Origin of the sequence: Xanthocytophaga flava, from assembly GCF_030068545.1 — a bacterium.
GTDB lineage: Bacteria > Bacteroidota > Bacteroidia > Cytophagales > 172606-1 > Xanthocytophaga > Xanthocytophaga flava.
In genome coordinates, this window is sequence record NZ_JASJOR010000018.1 from 44,689 (window position 1) to 62,097 (window position 17,409).

13 protein-coding genes are annotated in these 17,409 nt (G+C 38.6%); 9 read left to right on the forward strand and 4 right to left on the reverse strand.

Going from position 1 to position 17,409, the window contains the following annotated elements; all coding sequences use genetic code 11:
- Positions 1–33: 33 nt before the first annotated feature.
- On the reverse strand, positions 34–426 hold the full coding sequence (locus QNI15_RS23825; protein ID WP_314033991.1) for a DUF3471 domain-containing protein: 393 nt from the start codon (positions 424–426) through the stop codon (positions 34–36).
- 328 nt (positions 427–754) lie between these two features.
- On the opposite strand from QNI15_RS23825, the gene QNI15_RS23830 reads away from it, so the two are divergent.
- The 3 genes from QNI15_RS23830 to QNI15_RS23840 all read left to right on the forward strand — a co-directional run bounded on the left by QNI15_RS23830 (position 755) and on the right by QNI15_RS23840 (position 9,192).
- Positions 755–4,363, forward strand: a complete 3,609-nt coding sequence (locus tag QNI15_RS23830; protein ID WP_314033993.1) for a TraB/GumN family protein — start codon at positions 755–757, stop codon at positions 4,361–4,363.
- A gap of 424 nt (positions 4,364–4,787) precedes the next feature.
- A complete protein-coding gene (locus QNI15_RS23835; protein ID WP_314033995.1) occupies positions 4,788–6,935 on the forward strand; it encodes a WG repeat-containing protein in 2,148 nt (715 codons plus the stop codon).
- Positions 6,936–7,092: 157 nt separating this feature from the next.
- On the forward strand, positions 7,093–9,192 hold the full coding sequence (locus QNI15_RS23840; RefSeq protein WP_314000522.1) for an OmpA family protein: 2,100 nt from the start codon (positions 7,093–7,095) through the stop codon (positions 9,190–9,192).
- Between the two features lie 74 nt (positions 9,193–9,266).
- On the opposite strand, the gene QNI15_RS23845 is transcribed toward QNI15_RS23840, so the two are convergent.
- Positions 9,267–9,740 (reverse strand): response regulator, encoded by a 474-nt coding sequence (locus QNI15_RS23845; protein WP_314000520.1) that lies wholly within the window; start codon positions 9,738–9,740, stop codon positions 9,267–9,269.
- Positions 9,741–10,456: 716 nt separating this feature from the next.
- Between QNI15_RS23845 and QNI15_RS39010 the strand changes: the two genes are divergently transcribed.
- The 6 genes from QNI15_RS39010 (at position 10,457) to QNI15_RS23870 (ending at position 15,287) form a co-directional block, all read left to right on the forward strand.
- Entirely contained in the window at positions 10,457–10,564 is a 108-nt protein-coding gene (locus tag QNI15_RS39010; RefSeq protein WP_390902213.1) for a PRC-barrel domain-containing protein, read from the forward strand.
- 9 nt (positions 10,565–10,573) lie between these two features.
- Positions 10,574–10,801 carry a hypothetical protein gene (locus tag QNI15_RS23850; protein ID WP_314033997.1) on the forward strand — a complete coding sequence of 76 codons (228 nt, stop codon included), beginning with the start codon at positions 10,574–10,576 and terminating at the stop codon, positions 10,799–10,801.
- Between the two features lie 323 nt (positions 10,802–11,124).
- Positions 11,125–12,102 carry a glycosyltransferase gene (locus QNI15_RS23855; RefSeq protein ID WP_314033999.1) on the forward strand — a complete coding sequence of 326 codons (978 nt, stop codon included), beginning with the start codon at positions 11,125–11,127 and terminating at the stop codon, positions 12,100–12,102.
- Between the two features lie 75 nt (positions 12,103–12,177).
- Positions 12,178–13,494, forward strand: coding sequence for a glycosyltransferase family 4 protein (locus tag QNI15_RS23860; protein WP_314034001.1), 1,317 nt, complete (start codon positions 12,178–12,180; stop codon positions 13,492–13,494).
- Positions 13,495–13,500: 6 nt separating this feature from the next.
- A complete protein-coding gene (locus QNI15_RS23865; protein ID WP_314034003.1) occupies positions 13,501–14,064 on the forward strand; it encodes a D-glycero-alpha-D-manno-heptose-1,7-bisphosphate 7-phosphatase in 564 nt (187 codons plus the stop codon).
- Positions 14,065–14,117: 53 nt separating this feature from the next.
- Positions 14,118–15,287 carry a glycosyltransferase family 9 protein gene (locus QNI15_RS23870; RefSeq protein ID WP_314034005.1) on the forward strand — a complete coding sequence of 390 codons (1,170 nt, stop codon included), beginning with the start codon at positions 14,118–14,120 and terminating at the stop codon, positions 15,285–15,287.
- Positions 15,288–15,350: 63 nt separating this feature from the next.
- On the opposite strand, the gene QNI15_RS23875 is transcribed toward QNI15_RS23870, so the two are convergent.
- Positions 15,351–16,349 carry a glycosyltransferase family 9 protein gene (locus tag QNI15_RS23875; protein ID WP_314034007.1) on the reverse strand — a complete coding sequence of 333 codons (999 nt, stop codon included), beginning with the start codon at positions 16,347–16,349 and terminating at the stop codon, positions 15,351–15,353.
- A 64-nt stretch (positions 16,350–16,413) separates the two neighbouring features.
- Entirely contained in the window at positions 16,414–17,379 is a 966-nt protein-coding gene (locus QNI15_RS23880) for a glycosyltransferase (protein WP_314034010.1), read from the reverse strand.
- Positions 17,380–17,409: the final 30 nt, after the last annotated feature.

Sequence of the window (17,409 nt, forward strand, 5' to 3'; positions counted from 1 at the left end):
AGCCTTGGTTTTATAGTTTAATTCTACTCATACTTATTTTTCTTTTTCCCCTCGGGTTTCCAGTCCATTGTAATAGATCTTGATACTGGATACTTTCTTTGTATCATTTCTCAGAAAAGTGACAGTTACATCGACAGAGTTATCAGGAGAGGTAATAGAAAACACATCAGGTACTTTGGTAGGGCTGAGAGGCATAGCCTGGGTCTGAGTATCTGTGTGTCCATACAATTTGCCACCCTCCAATGTGACAATCGCTTTACTGAAATCATTGTTTCCTTTTACGTTATAAGTGCCAACATACTCCTGAAGAATGGCAACACTATCGGGTTTGCTATCGTCTGGTTTATTTCCAGAAGACTGGGCAACAGAAGTAGCATATACAGCTAGAAAAAATACAAAAATACTTAGAGTGCGTAGTACTTGCATAGTTTAAAAAGGGTTTAGGTGAATAAGAGGATTGGATAAATGTGTGTTGAAATATAAATAAATTATGTTTTGTTTCTTCTCTTTCTCCTAATAATAGTTTTAAATCTATACAAGCGGTATATTTTATCTGTCAAAGGTATAAGGACTTGTCTCGTAGGTATTTAAATAAAAAATGAATCGGATAGTATTGTTGTGTTGTATCAGACTATTTTAAATAGATAGGAAATCAGTCTTATCGGAAGGAATAATATTTCTCTTTAAATATTACAACGTGTACATTTTCAGGGGAATAAACGTTACCTTTGTATATTGTTCACTATCTGTTATCATGAGAATTTATCTGAGTATTGCTCTTATCGGGTTGACTTGTTTTAGTTCCTTTGCACAAAATTCAGCAGTTAAGTATCAGGGGTTACTTTGGGAAATATCAGGAAAGAATCTTCAGAAGCCTTCCTATCTGTTTGGAACCATGCACGTAAGCTCTAAAGTCGCCTTTCATCTGGGTGATGCTTTTTATACTTCTATCCGTAATGCTGAAGTAGTTGCTCTGGAAACAAATCCGGATGAAATGCAGGATGATTATACTCAGTCCATTTTTCAAAAAGCCCGCTCTGAACAATATAAGCGTAAAAGTGGACGGTTGTCCTCAGACGAGTTTACAATTTCAGATTATAAGAAATTGCTTCAGGCAGCTTTATCTTATGATCCGGAGATGTTAAATCAGTTGCTGTACAGGTCTTACATGGATATGGAAGATTTTGAAGAAAATACGTTTCTGGATCTGTATATCTATCAGGTAGGCAAGAGATTAGGCAAACGGGCTACGGGTGTAGAGAATTTTCGGGAGTCTGAACAACTGGTTCTGGAAGCGCTGAAAGATATGGCAGAAGAGATGAAGCAAAAGAAAACGCGAAGCAGAGAGGTTGATGAGGATGACTATCGGATGCTACAACCCCATGTGCTGACAGATGCATATCGGAGTGGAAATCTGGATTTATTGGATTCATTATCCCGGAAGCAGTATCAGTCAGATGCATTTCTGGAGAAATTCCTTTATAAAAGGAATGAGAATATGTTCCATTCCATTGACTCTATTATTCAGAAATCCAGCTTGTTTGTTGGAGTAGGGGCTGCTCACCTGCCTGGTGATAGAGGATTAATTAATATGCTTCGTAAAGCCGGATATATGGTGAAGCCTATAAAAATGGGCGAAAGGGACAGTGAACAGAAAGACCTGATTGAAAAATTGCGTGTAGATAGAGAATTCTCCAGACAAGTATCAGATGATGGTTGGTTTCAGGTAGAGATGCCCGGTAAATTATATGACTTTTCAACTCCCAATCTGCTTGCTCAACGGCAATATGCAGACTTGGCTAATGGTGCTTACTATGCTGTGAGCCGGGTTAAAACAAATGGGCTATTTTTAGGACAAACACCTGAACAAGTGCTTGATCGTGTAGATAGCCTGTTGTATGAACATATTCCTGGGAAAATATTGTCCAAAACTCCTGTCACGAAAAATGGCTATCAGGGGTTTAATGTGAAAAATCGTTCACGACGTGGCGATATGCAGCGATATCAGATCCTGATAACTCCTTTTGAGGTCTTTATCTTTAAAATGAGTGGTAATGGAGATTATATTGAAGGGAAAGAAGCTGACAGATTTTTTAGTTCTATTCAGTTAAAAGAAATAAATGCTGCAAGCTGGCTTCCCTATACACCATCAACTGGAGGGTTTCAGGTAAATCTTCCTCATGTTCCTGTATCAAATGAGCATACAGATGCCAGTATATTACATGAATGGGAAGCCTGGGACAAGATTACCGGAAATAGTTATATGATACTTCAGAAGAACGTTAACGAACTGCGAACGTTGGAAGAAGATACAACAGACCTGAGTATCATAGAAGAAAGCTTTCTGAAGTCCGATTTCATCAAAAAGACAGTATCTCGCAAATTATCTACCTACAAAGGATATCCTTGTCTGGAAGTTATAAGTAAAACAAAATATGGAACCAACAATGTGACAAGATTCCTTTTGAAAGGAACACACTATTATATCATATCCGGAAACTATAAAAAAGATAGAAAGACAGTTGATAAGTTCTTCAACTCGTTTGCTTTTAAAGAGTTTTCACAGGGTGCCTTGGAAGCCTATACAGATACAACTTTGCGTTTCTCTGTGAGGATTCCTAAAGGGAGTGAACCAGGGGAAGGGGAGAAACTCAAAAACCTGTATGAAGACTATATGCCGGAAATTAGCCCAAAAGAAGAAGATTACAGAGTAGTAGAGAAGATGTTAACTTTTAGAGCTCCTGCTTCCGGAGAAGAAATAACAGTGGCTTATCAGAAGTTCCCCAAGTATTATAGCTTCCGCAATGAAAATAAATTTCTAGAATCTGAGTTACAGGGGATTGTTGCAGGAAAGATTGTTAGAAAAAAAGAGAAAACTGTGTTGAATGATGCCTCGGGAGTATATATCGTATTACAGGATACCAATAGTTCCCGTTGCCTGTTATACAGATTAGTGCAACGTAACCGAATTTTATATACTTTAAGTGCTGTTTCAGATACATTACAAGGGCAGACTGCTTTTATAAAGACCTTCTTTGATAGCTTTACTCCAATAGGAGATCCTGTAGGAAAATCATTGTATGTAAGTAAGGCAACTGAATTTCTGGATGATTTTACAAGTAAGAATGTGGAGACACGGCAAAAAGCCAAAGAGTCCATTCATTATGTGGAATTTCAGGATAGTGATGCGCCTCGTCTGATTAAACTTATTCAACAGGCCAATGCCAAAGAAAAAGGCTATCTGGATACTAAACGATTGTTGATAGGACAATTAGGTACATTGCACCATCCACAAATTTTACCTTTTCTGAAATCTGCCTATCAGAATACAAATGATACTACTACGTTACAATATGCTATTCTGAATGCCTTAACATTACAAAAGACTCAGGAAGCTTATACTGTTTTTAAAGAGATTGTTTTAAACGAGCCACCCATTTTTAATTCTCAAACAGATCTTAATGGATTATTTTATCCATTACGGGATTCACTCGCCTTGACAAAACATCTTTTTCCTGATCTGTTGAAACTGGCTTCCTTGTCCGATTACAGAGATCCGGTATATGGTACACTGGCTTTGTTAGTTGATAGTAGTTTTGTTAATTCCAAGACCTACGACTCGTATCTGGGACAAATGATTTATGATGCTCGTATTGCCACCAAAAGACATTTTGCACAGGAGGAAGAACGGAAAATGGCTGAAGAATCTGAAGATGAGGATTCCTATTATGAATATGAGGGAGACACTAATTCTGGATTAACCAATTTTGCCACTTTGCTGGCTCCATACCGGGATCAGAATAAAAACGTTGACAGATTATTTGGGCGGTTACTACAATCCAGTGATAATTCAACGGTAATTGAGGTAGTGAAAGTATTATTGAAAAACAAACAGAATGTATCTGATAGCTTGCTTGAACAATTAGCCTCAGATAACAAATACAGGGCACTTTTGTATACAAAGCTACAAAGCATCAACCGATTGGATAAATTTCCAAAACGATATGCTTCACAGGAGTTGATTGCCCGAAGTTTATTGTATCAGCAAAGAGGATATAATACTACAACAGATACGCTGGTCTTTATAAATAAACAGGTGACCGGATATAGCCTTAAAAAAGGATATGTGTATTTCTACAAATACAAGAAGTCTGAAAATGATGAATGGTATATTGCTATCAGTGGTTTGCAACCGCTAAACGAAAAACAAATAGATACAGAGGCTTCACTGGTAAGAATGACAGAAAAGAAAATTCGTAAAGGAAAGCCATTAACAGAACAGTTTGCAAAAGCACTGCGAGATCTGAAACTGGAAGAACATAGAGATGATATTTCGATGGAGGTATCGTCCTTGCTGGAATAAGGTAACGCTATTGATTAACACAAAAATAAAAACGCCATAGATTCATGAATCTATGGCGTTTTTATTTAACGGATTAAAGTTTATGGCATTTGTTTTAAGTTGATTGAATACAGAGAATACTTTTTCTCAACACAATGTTTTTGTTTTCGTATATATACTCATTATATCATATCTCAATAACCCAAAATAGTAATACCAGTATAAGTTATATGATGAGTGGCATACTATTTTTACATTTTGACGTTAAATCTTCCAGATAGATTTGGGTAATGCTAAGAAAATGAGGGCTGAACAGGTACCACTCTATTTTGAAACTGGGGATTATCGTGTATTTTTGTGGACTATGACTAGTTATTTCTTGAGATTCGTTTTTATACTTTGTTTTATTGTTTCTTCTAATGCTTTTGCTGATAATATTCCCACTGTGGCAAAAGATCCGTCTGGATTATATGGTTACAAAGATGCAGAAGGTAAGTATGTAATTCCTGCACAGTTTGATCAGGCATTTCCTTTTAGTAATGGTTCTGCACGGGTTATCTGGAAAGGAGGATGGTATTTGATTAATACCCGAGGTAAATTTCTGACAAAAAAATCCTTTTCCAATATTAGTATTTTTCGGAATGGGCTGGCTGTTGTAACCATTCGAGGGAATAATACAGAACTATTGCATGGACTCATAAATGAAAAAGGAGACCAGATTGTGCCTCCTCAATATCAGTACTTTACTCCAGAGCCTAACTATCGTTACTTTATCGCTGGTATAGAACTTAGTGGTAAAGGCGAAAGCAGTAAGGTTAGTTTCGGTTTACTTGACCCGGCTGGTAAAGTTATTATTCCTTTAAATTTTTCGGCTATTCGGCATTCTAACTTTCAGCTATTTATTGGAAAAGATCAGTCCGCACGCTGGGAGGCTTTCGATGCCTCTGGAAAGTCCTTATTTGGTGGAAAATACGATAATATCAAAGAGTTTGATGCTGAACTGGCTTGTGTAAAAGTAAATGGAAAATGGGGTATTGTGAATGCTGCTGGAAAAATGGTTGTAAAACCCGCTTATCGGGATATTATTAAGAAAGCTACCCGCTCCTATGATCTTTTACCATTTATTCAATGGAAGGTGGTAGATCAGAAACAACAAACTCTTTTAACGATGGAATATGAGGATGTACGTCCGGTACATCCGGTTTTATACAGTTATCAGATTGAAGGAAAAGTTGGTTTGCTGGATGAAAAGGGGGGGCGTATTACTCAGCCATTGTATGATGAAATTCAGCCATTTGTAAAGGAAATGGCTATTGTACGGGAAAAAGACACTTATGGTGTAATTAACTCCAAAGGTAATGTGATGATTCCCTTGCAATATCAGAAGATAGACATTGATACAGCTACATTGTTGCTTCGGGTGCAGTCCAATGGTAAATGGGGAGTATTAAATAAAGCTAATCGTACCATTGTTCCCTCTCAATACGATACAATTCGGGTACAACGTTATGGTATGTTTACTGCCAGAAAAGACACCCTTTGGCAATTGCTTGATGCAACAGGACAACCTGTCGGGGATCAGACATTTACGCAACTAGGAGATATTCAGAATCTATACGCTGTGGCATACAGACAAAAACAGGTAGGTCTGGTTAATCTTCGTGGTTCCTGGGCTATCGAACCTGTATTTGATAATTTGCGGATTGTCAATGAATATATCGCACAATATTATACAGGGGGGCGTTCCGGGCTGATTTCGATTCTGACGAAAGAAATGCTGATAGAGGCTGATATGGTAGAACCCATACATAATTATCTGAGAGTTATTGCCAAAGGAAAATATGGAGTCTGGAACTCACGTGGCAAAGAGGTGATACCCGTGCAATATGATTATATCTCAGATTTTACTGAAGACAGTGTCCTAACCGTATTTCAAAAGAAAAATAAAGGATTGATAAACCTTCAGGGGCGAGTAATTCTAAAGCCTTCTCCTTTATATGAAGAATTGTTGGTTATGAAAAATGAGAGGGTTGGAATAAAACTGAAAAACAAATATGGTTTTGTAGATAAGAATGGTAAACTTCGGATAGCAAACCGCTACGAAGGCATAGGTAATTTCTCTGAGAATATGGCTGCTGTGAAGATTCTTGGAAAATGGGGCTTTATCAATAAAGCAGAAGAGTTGGTCATTCAACCCAATTATGAAGCTGTCGGGCAATTTGAACATGGGGCTGCGCCTGTAAAGAAAAATGGTAAATGGGGATTGGCCTCAAAGACTGGAAAAGAGATTTTAAAATGTAATTATGATGGGGTAAACTGGCAGCCTACCGGGCGATATACAATCAGTTTGAATGGAAAAAAAGGTTTGGCTGATGCTTCAGGCAGAGAGATTTTTCCTCCCAGATATGATCTTGTGGCAGATAATGATAATGGGTTTGTTATGTTGGGAAAAAATAATAAATTAGGCTTATCTGATAACAAAGGATATGATGTGCTGCCAGTTATCTATGACAGATTGTATTTTAATTCATCCAAGAATTTTTATATCACAGGTATAGAATCACCCATACAAAAGTTTGTATATCAGCCTTAGAGGTATAACTCTGACGTTGGATTGAATTATAGAAATCCAAGAGGTTGATACAAAGGAATATTCACTAATTCTGACTTCTGTGAGACAGCCAATTGGTATACAGAAATCGAATAGTGTTTTACGCTCATTTTAGTACATTGTATACCCGCTTACAACTGTGAGAAAACATTATCGATCATTCTTCGGCAAGGGAGTCCGGCTTATCTGTGTGATTTTGCTATTCTCTTTTGGTTTAGGTACAGCTTTAGCCCAACAAGTACAATGGGCTTCACGAGTTATTGGATTTTCTTCTGAACTGGTGCATGCCAAAACTCCCAAACAATATGGTGCACAGCAGATTCTGGGCAAACCCAGCAAATTACCCAATTTTGGAAATAGTGCCTGTGCCTGGTCTCCTTCTACAGAAGGGAATATCACAGAAGAATGGATCAAAGTAGGATATAACAAGCCTATGAAGGTCAAGCAGATAGCTGTAGCAGAGAATTATAATGCAGGAAGTATTACCCGTATTTATGGATATGATAGTAATGACAAAGAATATTTGTTATATACCAATACCAAAGATACATTGCCAGTAGTAGGAAGGATGTCGAATATCTTTATAAAAGAAACTCCTTTTATGGTAACTTCTTTGAAGATTATGCTGAATACCAGCCGTATTCCAGGTTGGAATCAGATCGATGCTGTGGCTATTTCTTCTCTTTCTACACCAGTAAAAGCTCAGATTAACCTAAGTCCGGATACTCCCAAAGAGCTAAAAAGAGAAAACTTAGGTAGGGGAGTAAATTCTGTTTATGAAGAAATCTGTCCTGTCATAGCTCCAGATGGAAAGACATTGTATTTTACCCGTCCTGAGCAACCCGATAATCAGGATGTCTGGTATGCTGAATTGACTGCTTCCAAAACGTTTGGTACTGCTCGCCGGATGCCAAGTCCTATTAATACGCCTGAACACAATTCTTCGTTCTCAATTACTCCTGATGGAAGTACCATGCTGCTAAACAATATTTATCGACGTGATAAACAGGATACAAGCCGGATTAAACTTTACAAAGGTTTGTCTGTAACACGAAAAAACGGACAGCTATGGGGATTTCCTGAACAAGTTCAAATCCAGAAATATTACAATGACAATGACTTTGCTGAGTTTTCTTTGGCGCAGAGTGGCCAGGTGCTTGTAATGACTGCACAACGGGAAGATTCCTATGGTTCAAAAGATCTCTATGTTTCGTTTCTGCAATCCAACGGAGTATGGAGCGAACCTAAAAATATGGGAGGTGTAATCAATACTGCTGATGCAGAAACTTCTCCATTCATTGCCTCTGATGGCGTCACTATGTATTACTCTACTCCCGGATTGAGTGGTTATGGAAGTATGGATATTTTTGCGACCAGACGACTGGATGAAAGCTGGACTAAGTGGAGCGAACCTCAGAATCTGGGACCTGCTATCAACTCGGATGCATGGGATGGATACTTTACCCTACCTGCATCAGGTGATTATGCCTATTTTGTATCTGCTAAGAACTCATTTGGAGGAAATGATATATTTAGAGTTGAGTTAACTAAGCAGTTACAACCTGACCCTGTTGCTCTGGTATATGGTACTGTATATGATGCACTAACTAAGAAACCAATTGGGGCAGAGTTGCAATACAGTCCCAAAAAACAGAAAGGAGAATCTGGAAAAGCTTCTGCCAACACTGCTACAGGGGAATATAAAATGGTATTACCACTAAAAGAGATATATGCTTTAGTAGTAAATTCATCTGGTTATACACAAAATACCGACGAAATTAAGCTTGAAAAAGATTCTGTTTACAAAGAGATTCGGAAGGATATTTACTTAAGTAAAACAGGAACAGAACCACCCGCACTTGCTAATAAACTGGATATAGCAAATCTGGAGGTTGGAAAAGCTGTTGTATTGAACAACATTATGTTTGAACAGGGAAAATTTGATTTGCTGGAACCTTCTTTTGTCGAATTGGATCGGGTTGCTACAGTGATGAAGGAAAATCCAAAGATGGAAATACGGCTGGAAGGACATACTGACAATCAAGGTGATTTTATGCTCAATATAGAGCTGTCGAAGAATCGCGTTCTTGCTGTAAAGAAATATCTTGAATCGAAAGGAGTAACGCCAGAACGTATTCAGTACAAAGCGTATGGGGGGACACAACCTCTGGCAAGTAACGCCTCCGAAGTGTCCCGTAAGAAAAACCGTCGGGTTGAATTTATTATTCTAAAGAAATAATTTTTCAGGATGGTTCTTATTCTATAATTATGTATAATGCCGATGGCAGAATAAGAACCTTTCTTTGTATATATTCAGGATTGAGAACCATCGGCAGAGGATGCCTGGCTGATTAGCAATGGGAGTTGCCCTACCAACAAGTGAAAATCATTGTAATTGTCTGGCTTTTGCATAAAACTATTGCCACCCTGTTTAATAAATTCTTCTACCTGTAATAAAGAGTTGGTTGTAGAAAAACCAATAACAGGTACCATCGCATATGCTGGCAACTGACGAATCTCTTTCACTGTTTGAATTCCATCTTTTCGGGGCATATTGATATCCAATATAATCAGAGAGATTATAGTTGATATCTCTTCAGTGTTGTTTCCTGGAAACGTATTTGCATGAGTGGTTTTAGAAGAGAGATATGTCAAGAGTTCTTGACCATTTGTAAAGAACGTATACCGCCAATGAGGAAATTGTTCACGTAAGCTATTTTCCAGCATAAAAACATCATCATCATCATCTTCTGCAATCAAAATATGTATGTGTTCTGTACTATTCATACTAAAAACAGGCTTCAAAACCTGTATTGGTTACTAAGTGATTTTACGTATTTTTCTCTGTTTAGTTACGTTAGTTTAACTGCAAGTGTATGAGGCAGAGAGGAAAATAATTGTTTTCTACAATAAACACAATTGTTGCATTGCCTGATCTTTCTGTTTTAAAATAGCCAAGTATTTATATCTGTTTTTATGTTAACTATTGTTGTGGATCCCATATACATTGTGCTGTTTCTATTGTAACTATTTCTCTGCATGCCAGGGTAGGAAATACCACAATTTGAGAATATAAGGAGAGGGTGTATACCAAGACATACGTATAAGAGCTACTAAGTGCTTCAGGCATAAAGTTTTATCTTTTGTAAGCGTTAGTCTGAGAAAGGAGAGATAATTTAGAAGGAGTGGCTGGTTTAAGATTATTTATCTGGTAGAAGTAAGAAGAAATGTATCTAAAAGTAAGATTCATTTTCTGATGAAAAAGATCCATTTTCTTAAGTCAGACCTGAGAATATATCCTCATTTACTTGAACTGGGTAATGCCAGCGAAAGAACAAAAGATTAACCGAAGGCTACCACATAGGTAGCCTTTTGTATTTTATTTTACTAAACTAAAGGAGGTGACTATGGCTATTGGAAGCTATGAAGCCGATAATTAAACAGGCAGTAACCATGAAGGATCAGATGCTAATATTCCAGTACAGCGTTTAACTGCCACTTCTATTCTTGGAGATAGTGTATTTAATAGAGTAGACGAAGAGTTAGGAACGATTCAGAATCTGATGGTTAATATTCAGACAGGAAAAATTGAATATGCAGTATTGGAGTAAGGATCATTTTTGGGACTAGGAGGTAAGTTGTTTGCTATTCCTTTTTCAGAATTGATTCTGGATGGCATTCGCAGACGCTTTATTTTGGATAGAAGTAAGGAATATGTAAAAGACTCTCCAGGATTTGACAAAGATCACTGGCCTGATACCAATAGTGATGAGGCATATAATGATGATGCATATTATGGGCAAGTAAATCAATATTGGCAACTTTCATCACGTGCATTTTATCCATAAACGCTTGTAAAATCATTAGTAAAACGCCTCGGTTTCTGTAAAACCCGAGGCGTTTTGTTTTGTGTTCTTGTAATTGACTTTCTTATGAAGTGTTATCTTTTTATGTACATAAAATTATATTTTTGACGTCTTCGGCTAGTAGTATGTTTTTGATATACAGATGGTTTTATTAGTGGTTAGCTTGTTTTTTGTTGGTTTTGTACAAATGTATAAAAAAATCAACACTTCTCTTCTGACATTATTTCAGAAGTGGACTGACAGCACTTCTGACAAGTGGCATCATGTTTTCATTTGTGAGATGACTGTATCTTATACTAACACGCATGAATAGTACTCTCAAAAGGCCTGCAATTTTTACCTGGCACATTCACGGTAGTTATTTATATTATTTAGCTCAGGGCGATTTTGATATTTACATTCCTGTAAACAACGCAAAATCAGAAGGGTATGTTGGGAGAGGGGAGACATTTCCTTTTGGTGACAATGTACATGAAGTGTCTGCTGAAGAAGTTCGAACATTATCGTTTGATTGTATACTTTTTCAGACTAACCAGAATTATCTGGTAGATCAGTACGAGATTTTGTCACCTGAACAACAAAAGCTTCCTCGTATCTATCTAGAACATGATCCACCCCGGCAGCATCCTACCAATACGCGCCATATAGTAGATGATCGGGATGTACTGGTAGTTCATGTTACTCACTTCAATCGTCTGATGTGGGACAATGTAACAAGAACAGAGGTGATAGAGCACGGAGTAGCAGTTGCACCCGCTGTATATTCAGGCCATCTGAATAAAGGCATTGTGGTAATCAATAATCTTCCTTCCCGGGGACGTATATGTGGATGGGATATTTTTCAGGAAGTAAGTAAACATATCCCACTTGATTTGGTGGGCATGGGTACAGAGAGTGTCGGACTGGGAGAGGTCCTGCATCCGCAACTTCCGGAATTTATTAGTCAGTATCGTTTCTTTTTCAATCCTATTCGTTATACGAGTCTGGGACTTGCTGTGTGTGAAGCTATGTCATTAGGGATACCTGTAGTAGGATTAGCTACTACTGAAATGGTAGTGGTCATTAAAAATGGCATAAATGGCTATATACACACAGATATTACTGTTCTTATTGAATATATGCAGCGTTTATTGCAAGATTCGGAACATGCCCGTCAGATTGGATTGAATGGGCAGCAAACTGCACAAGAGCGGTTTAACATCCGACGCTTTACGGAAGATTGGACCCGATTATTTCACAAAGTAATTCAACAACATTATTCTTCTCAAATGATTGAGATCTAAACGTTTACTCAGATCCGGTTTTCAGTCTCATTTTTACAACTCATTTTTTTATACTCAGCTTACAACCTGTTTTTTATGAAAAAGAAAGTAGCATTTATTAGCGAGCACGCTTCTCCATTGGCGACATTGGGAGGAATAGACAGTGGTGGACAAAATGTATACGTTGCTGAACTGAGCAAACATCTGGCCCGCATAGGATATGAGATTGATGTTTTTACTCGTTGGGAAGACCCCGAATTTCCCGAAGTTATTTATTGGATGCCTGGTGTTCGGGTGATTCATATAAAGGCTGGACCTGTAGATGTGGTTCCGAAAGAGGAATTACTTCAATATATGCCAGAGTTCTCTAAGAATATGTATGCGTTTGTTCTGGAACATGAAATGAACTATCAATTGATACATGCTAACTTCTGGACTTCTTCACTGGTAGCTTCTCAGTTAAAAAAACTTTTGCAAATACCATTTGTTGTTACTTTTCATGCATTGGGATACATTCGAAAGCTCTATCAGGGCAGTCAGGATCATTTTCCAGAGGAAAGAATTTGTATTGAGGAACAGATTGTACATGAGGCTGATCACATTATAGCCGAATGCCCTCAGGATAGAAATGATCTCCTAAATTACTATTCGGCATATCCGGAACTCATAACTGTTATTCCCTGTGGATTCAGCATCCAGGATTTTTACCCTGTCGAACAACGAAAAGCCAGGCAGATTCTGCAATTAAAAGAGAACGAAATCATATTTCTGCAATTAGGGCGTATGGTACCTCGCAAAGGTGTGGATAATGTGATTAGAGCTTTAAGCAAGGTAAACCAATGTCATCAGTCTGTCAGATTACTAATTGTAGGAGGAGATTATGATTCTCCAAATATGGAGTTATGCCCTGAAATCAGTCGATTGCAACAAATTGCAAAGGAAGAAGGTGTTTCGTTACAGGTTACCTTCACCGGGCGTAAAAACCGAGATATGTTAAAACATTATTATTCGGCAGCAGATGTATTCATTTCTACACCCTGGTATGAACCTTTTGGCATTACTCCTCTGGAAGCAATGGCATGTGGTACACCTGTGATCGGATCACAGGTGGGTGGAATCAAGTATAGTGTAGCAGATGGAGAAACAGGTTTTCTGGTTCCTCCAAATGATCCGGATGCATTGGCAGAAAAGATGAGCCAGTTGATTTGCGATCCGGAACTTTTACAACAAATGAAGAAAAATGCTATTGAACGGGTTAATACTTTATTTACCTGGGAGAAGGTGGCAGAAGAAGTATCTGATTTATATAACAAAGTCATCTATACAACATATGAAGCTGCCGGAAGGCCGCAGACGGTACTGACAGAACGAGCCGAACAGTTACTGGATGCAGATTTAATAATAGGTGAATAAAATAAAATGCAGCACAGAGCCATTTTTCTGGATAAGGATGGAACATTGATTCAGGATATCCCTTATAATGTAGATCCCTCTAAAATTTCCTTGCTGGATGGTGTTCGGGAAGGATTGCGGGAACTGGCAGCTAAAGGGTTTTTACTAATTGTCATATCCAATCAGGCAGGAGTGGCTCATGGACATTTTACTATCGAATCATTAGAGGATGTGAAGACAAAGATTAACCATCTGCTAAGTCCGGAAGACGTGACAGTACATGGATTTTATTTTTGTCCTCATCATCCTGCCGGAGCAGTAAGCCCTTATGCTATTCTATGTGAATGCCGTAAGCCCAGGCCTGGTATGTTGCTTGAGGCTGCAAAGGATTTTAATATAGACCTATCAGAATCCTGGATGATTGGGGATATTCTACATGATGTAGAGGCTGGAAAGGCTGCTGGCTGTCATACTATCCTGATTGATAACGGAAATGAAACGGAATGGGTGCTCACACCAGAACGTACACCTGAATTTACTGCAAAGGACTTCAGAGAAGCGGTTTCGTATATTTTAACGCGCCAAACTTAATCTCGTATGTAACTGTTTTAGCAAACCTTGTCCTTTATATAGCAATTGATAAAATGAAAAATAATTGGTTGGAGTGCCGGAATGTGTTGATTATTCGACCTGATAATCTGGGCGATCTTATAATGTCTGCTCCTGCTATCCGGGCTGTGAAAGAGACATTGAATTGTAAAATTACAATACTTACTTCTTCTATGGCTGCCGGAGTGGCTGGTTTACTTCCAGAAATAGATGAAGTACTTATGTATGATCTGCCTTGGGTTAAGAATGAACGCGTTCCGGACTCCAATCAATTTTTTGAAGTGATTGCTGAATTAAAGAAAAGAAAATTTGATGGGGCTATACTCTTTACTGTATTTAGCCAGAATCCCTTGCCTGCAGCCATGCTGGCTTATTTAGCGGGTATCCCTTTACGGTTAGCCTATTGTCGCGAGAATCCTTATCATCTGTTAAGCGATTGGATACCAGAAAAAGAACCTTATTCCTTCATCCGTCATCAGGTAAAGCGGGATCTAGAACTCGTGGCATCTGTTGGCCTCACAACTGTTAATGATCAATTGTCACTTGTTGTTTCTGATGACAATCGTTTAAGTGCTATAGAGAAATTGACTGATACTGGAGTTGATCTTACTAAACCCTGGTTGATTTTGCATGCCGGAGTGAGTGAACTGAAACGCCAATACCCACAGCAACGCTGGATCGATACAGGAAGACGAATACAAAAAGAATTGGAGTATCAGATTTTGTTGACAGGTACACTGGCTGAAAAAGAACTGACTGATCAATTGGCAAAAGGAATAGGCTCAAATGCTTTTTCTCTGGCGGGTTTGCTATCGCTAAAAGAGTTTATTTCTCTTATCAAAATGGCACCTGTTGTGGTATCTGTTAATACTGGAACTATACATATTGCAGCAGCAGTAGGCACACCTGTGGTAGTTTTATATGCTCAGACCAATCCACAACATACACCCTGGAAAGTTCCTCACAGGGTATTGCCTTTTGAGGTTCCTGAAGATTTACGAAGTAAGAATGAGGTGCTTCAATATGTACACCAGCTGATATATGATAATGTGGTACCAATGCCAGAGCCTGAAGAGGTGATAAAGCATATCAGATCGCTTATAGCGGTTCCAACTTTGGAACCCTCTTTTGCAAGTCCTGCTCTTTCAGAGCCTATTCTGGTAGGTTCTTTGTTTTATGAAAGATCCTACCAGAATGGGTTTTAAATACGTCTATCTTGGGTCAAAGCTTTAACAATACACAATCTTGTAACGGCAACTACGTGATTATTATTCAAATGTTACTTCTTCGAACAAACTGATGGTAGCAACACGTGCAATCCCGAAGTCAAAGGTTTTTGTCCAGTCAATCGTGTGATGGATATTTTTGTCCAGTGGACCCCAGCGTTCAGGCTCTCCATCCATACTGATTACCACACTTTTTGTCTGGAAGGCGGAGGCTATATGTGAAACTCCTGTACAATTGGAAATCAAAGCAAAGGCATTTTTGATCAATACGCCGATACTACCCAAACTGGTTTTACCTGCTACATTAATAGCCTGGGTTTGCATATGGCTCATAACTTCTTCTACTATAGGTAATTCATCTTTGGTTCCTGTTATGACTACCTCAAACCCTTGTTTCTTGCAATAATCTGCTAATTCCGCAAAGTATTTGGGTGGCCATTGGCGCCATGCACCCCGTGATCCGGGATGAATACATATATAATGCATTGGATCGACAGGGAGATTCAGTTCTGCAAATTCTTCATAATCTTTACCTGACAACGGAAACTCTAGCTGTAAGCCCTGTTCTTCTATGCCAAGATGGTTCATAAGCCGTATATGGCGTTCTATCTCGTGTCCATAATTAGGATATTCCAGAAATAGATCTTTATTAGGGCAATAGTCATGGCTGACGCAAAATCCGGCTGTATAACGAGCTCCAAATAGTTCGATCATTGGATTAACAAGCGTGCCATTTCCCTGCATTTGTAATGCCAGGTCAAATTTCTCGGCTTGAACCTCTGCCAGGAAAGAGGTAAATGCTGCTGGTTGAACAGCTTGCTCCGGAAGACCGGGATATCCGGGGAAGGGGATGAAGTTATCAAAATAATCTGAAAACCGTTCTACAAATGCTTTAGCCCAGGGAAGTCCTGCCAATGTAACAGAAGCCTGAGGATAAGCCTGTCGTAAAGCCCGGATAGCTGGTATGAAACAAAGGAGATCACCTAGTTGTAAGGCCCGGAAAATGATTATTTTCTGAACTTCTTGTTGTGGAACTTTCATAGGTTAATCAAGTACTGATAACATGTAGTAATATAACTGTAGAGTTGAGGCTTATATATCAAAACTAAAAAAACAGGACCCGATAACGCCAGGCTCCATACAAAGTCCAGTAAATAGAAAGAAAAGGTATCAGTGCAGATGTTACAATCATTTCGCTTACATGCCGAAAAGATTTGGAAGTGTGGGACAGCCTTTTCCAGGCAAACCATCCTGTACAGCCTACCCATCCAACCAGAAACAATAACGCTAGTTCTGTAGTATGTGTCAACATTCCACAAAAGAATCCCAGAAAGCAGAAAATGATCAGGTAGTAGTGCCAGACAGGACTTGGTTGTATCTTTTGTCTATACAAGCGAGGAAACTTTTTGTATAACAATGCATTAAACATGCTCTTCCTTTGTTCTTTTAAGCTTACTCCCCAGGGTGCTTTACGAACCGGATGGACAATAATAGCCTGAGGTAATTGCTTTATTGGAATATGGTTTTCGAGTAGCTTAAATTCCAGATCGCTGTCTTCTCTCCATGCAGTAGAAAACTGAGAGTCAAAACCACCTACTTTTACCAACGCCATTCTACTACAAATGCAATTGGCAGTCACAAATTCTGCTGTTTCTAATCCTGCTGTATTGAGTTCATAATCTGTAGGATCTTGTGATACAGGAACAATCACCCGGCCTGAATAGGCTATTATTTCCTCTCCCTGATAGGCGTTCCATATAGTAGTTAGCCAATTGGTATCCGGAATGCAATCATCGTCAGTAAATGCAATCAACTCTCCATGCGATTTTCGCCAACCTAGATTGCGTGCAGCTGCAGGCCCTCTTTTATAGGTTAAGGATAAAAAATGAATAGTTACTGCCGAATTTTTCTGCCAGGTTTGAACAACTTGTGCTGTAGATTCATCAGGTCCATCACTGACAACAATGATTTCATAAGATTCGCTGGAAAAAGTCTGCCGTAATAATGCTTCCAGGCAGGTGTTAAGTAAATTGGGACGTTGGTAAGTAGGGATAACAACGGAGATCTTCATAGTGTAAACTGGTTTTGCAGATTATACCAG

Coding starts and splice junctions, on each gene's coding strand:
- QNI15_RS23825 (WP_314033991.1), bottom strand. CDS start 426: ATGCAAGTACTACGCACTCTAAGTATTTTTGTATTTTTTCTAGCTGTA.
- QNI15_RS23830 (WP_314033993.1), top strand. CDS start 755: ATGAGAATTTATCTGAGTATTGCTCTTATCGGGTTGACTTGTTTTAGT.
- QNI15_RS23845 (WP_314000520.1), bottom strand. CDS start 9,740: ATGAATAGTACAGAACACATACATATTTTGATTGCAGAAGATGATGAT.
- QNI15_RS23855 (WP_314033999.1), top strand. CDS start 11,125: ATGAATAGTACTCTCAAAAGGCCTGCAATTTTTACCTGGCACATTCAC.
- QNI15_RS23860 (WP_314034001.1), top strand. CDS start 12,178: ATGAAAAAGAAAGTAGCATTTATTAGCGAGCACGCTTCTCCATTGGCG.
- QNI15_RS23865 (WP_314034003.1), top strand. CDS start 13,501: ATGCAGCACAGAGCCATTTTTCTGGATAAGGATGGAACATTGATTCAG.
- QNI15_RS23870 (WP_314034005.1), top strand. CDS start 14,118: ATGAAAAATAATTGGTTGGAGTGCCGGAATGTGTTGATTATTCGACCT.
- QNI15_RS23875 (WP_314034007.1), bottom strand. CDS start 16,349: ATGAAAGTTCCACAACAAGAAGTTCAGAAAATAATCATTTTCCGGGCC.
- QNI15_RS23880 (WP_314034010.1), bottom strand. CDS start 17,379: ATGAAGATCTCCGTTGTTATCCCTACTTACCAACGTCCCAATTTACTT.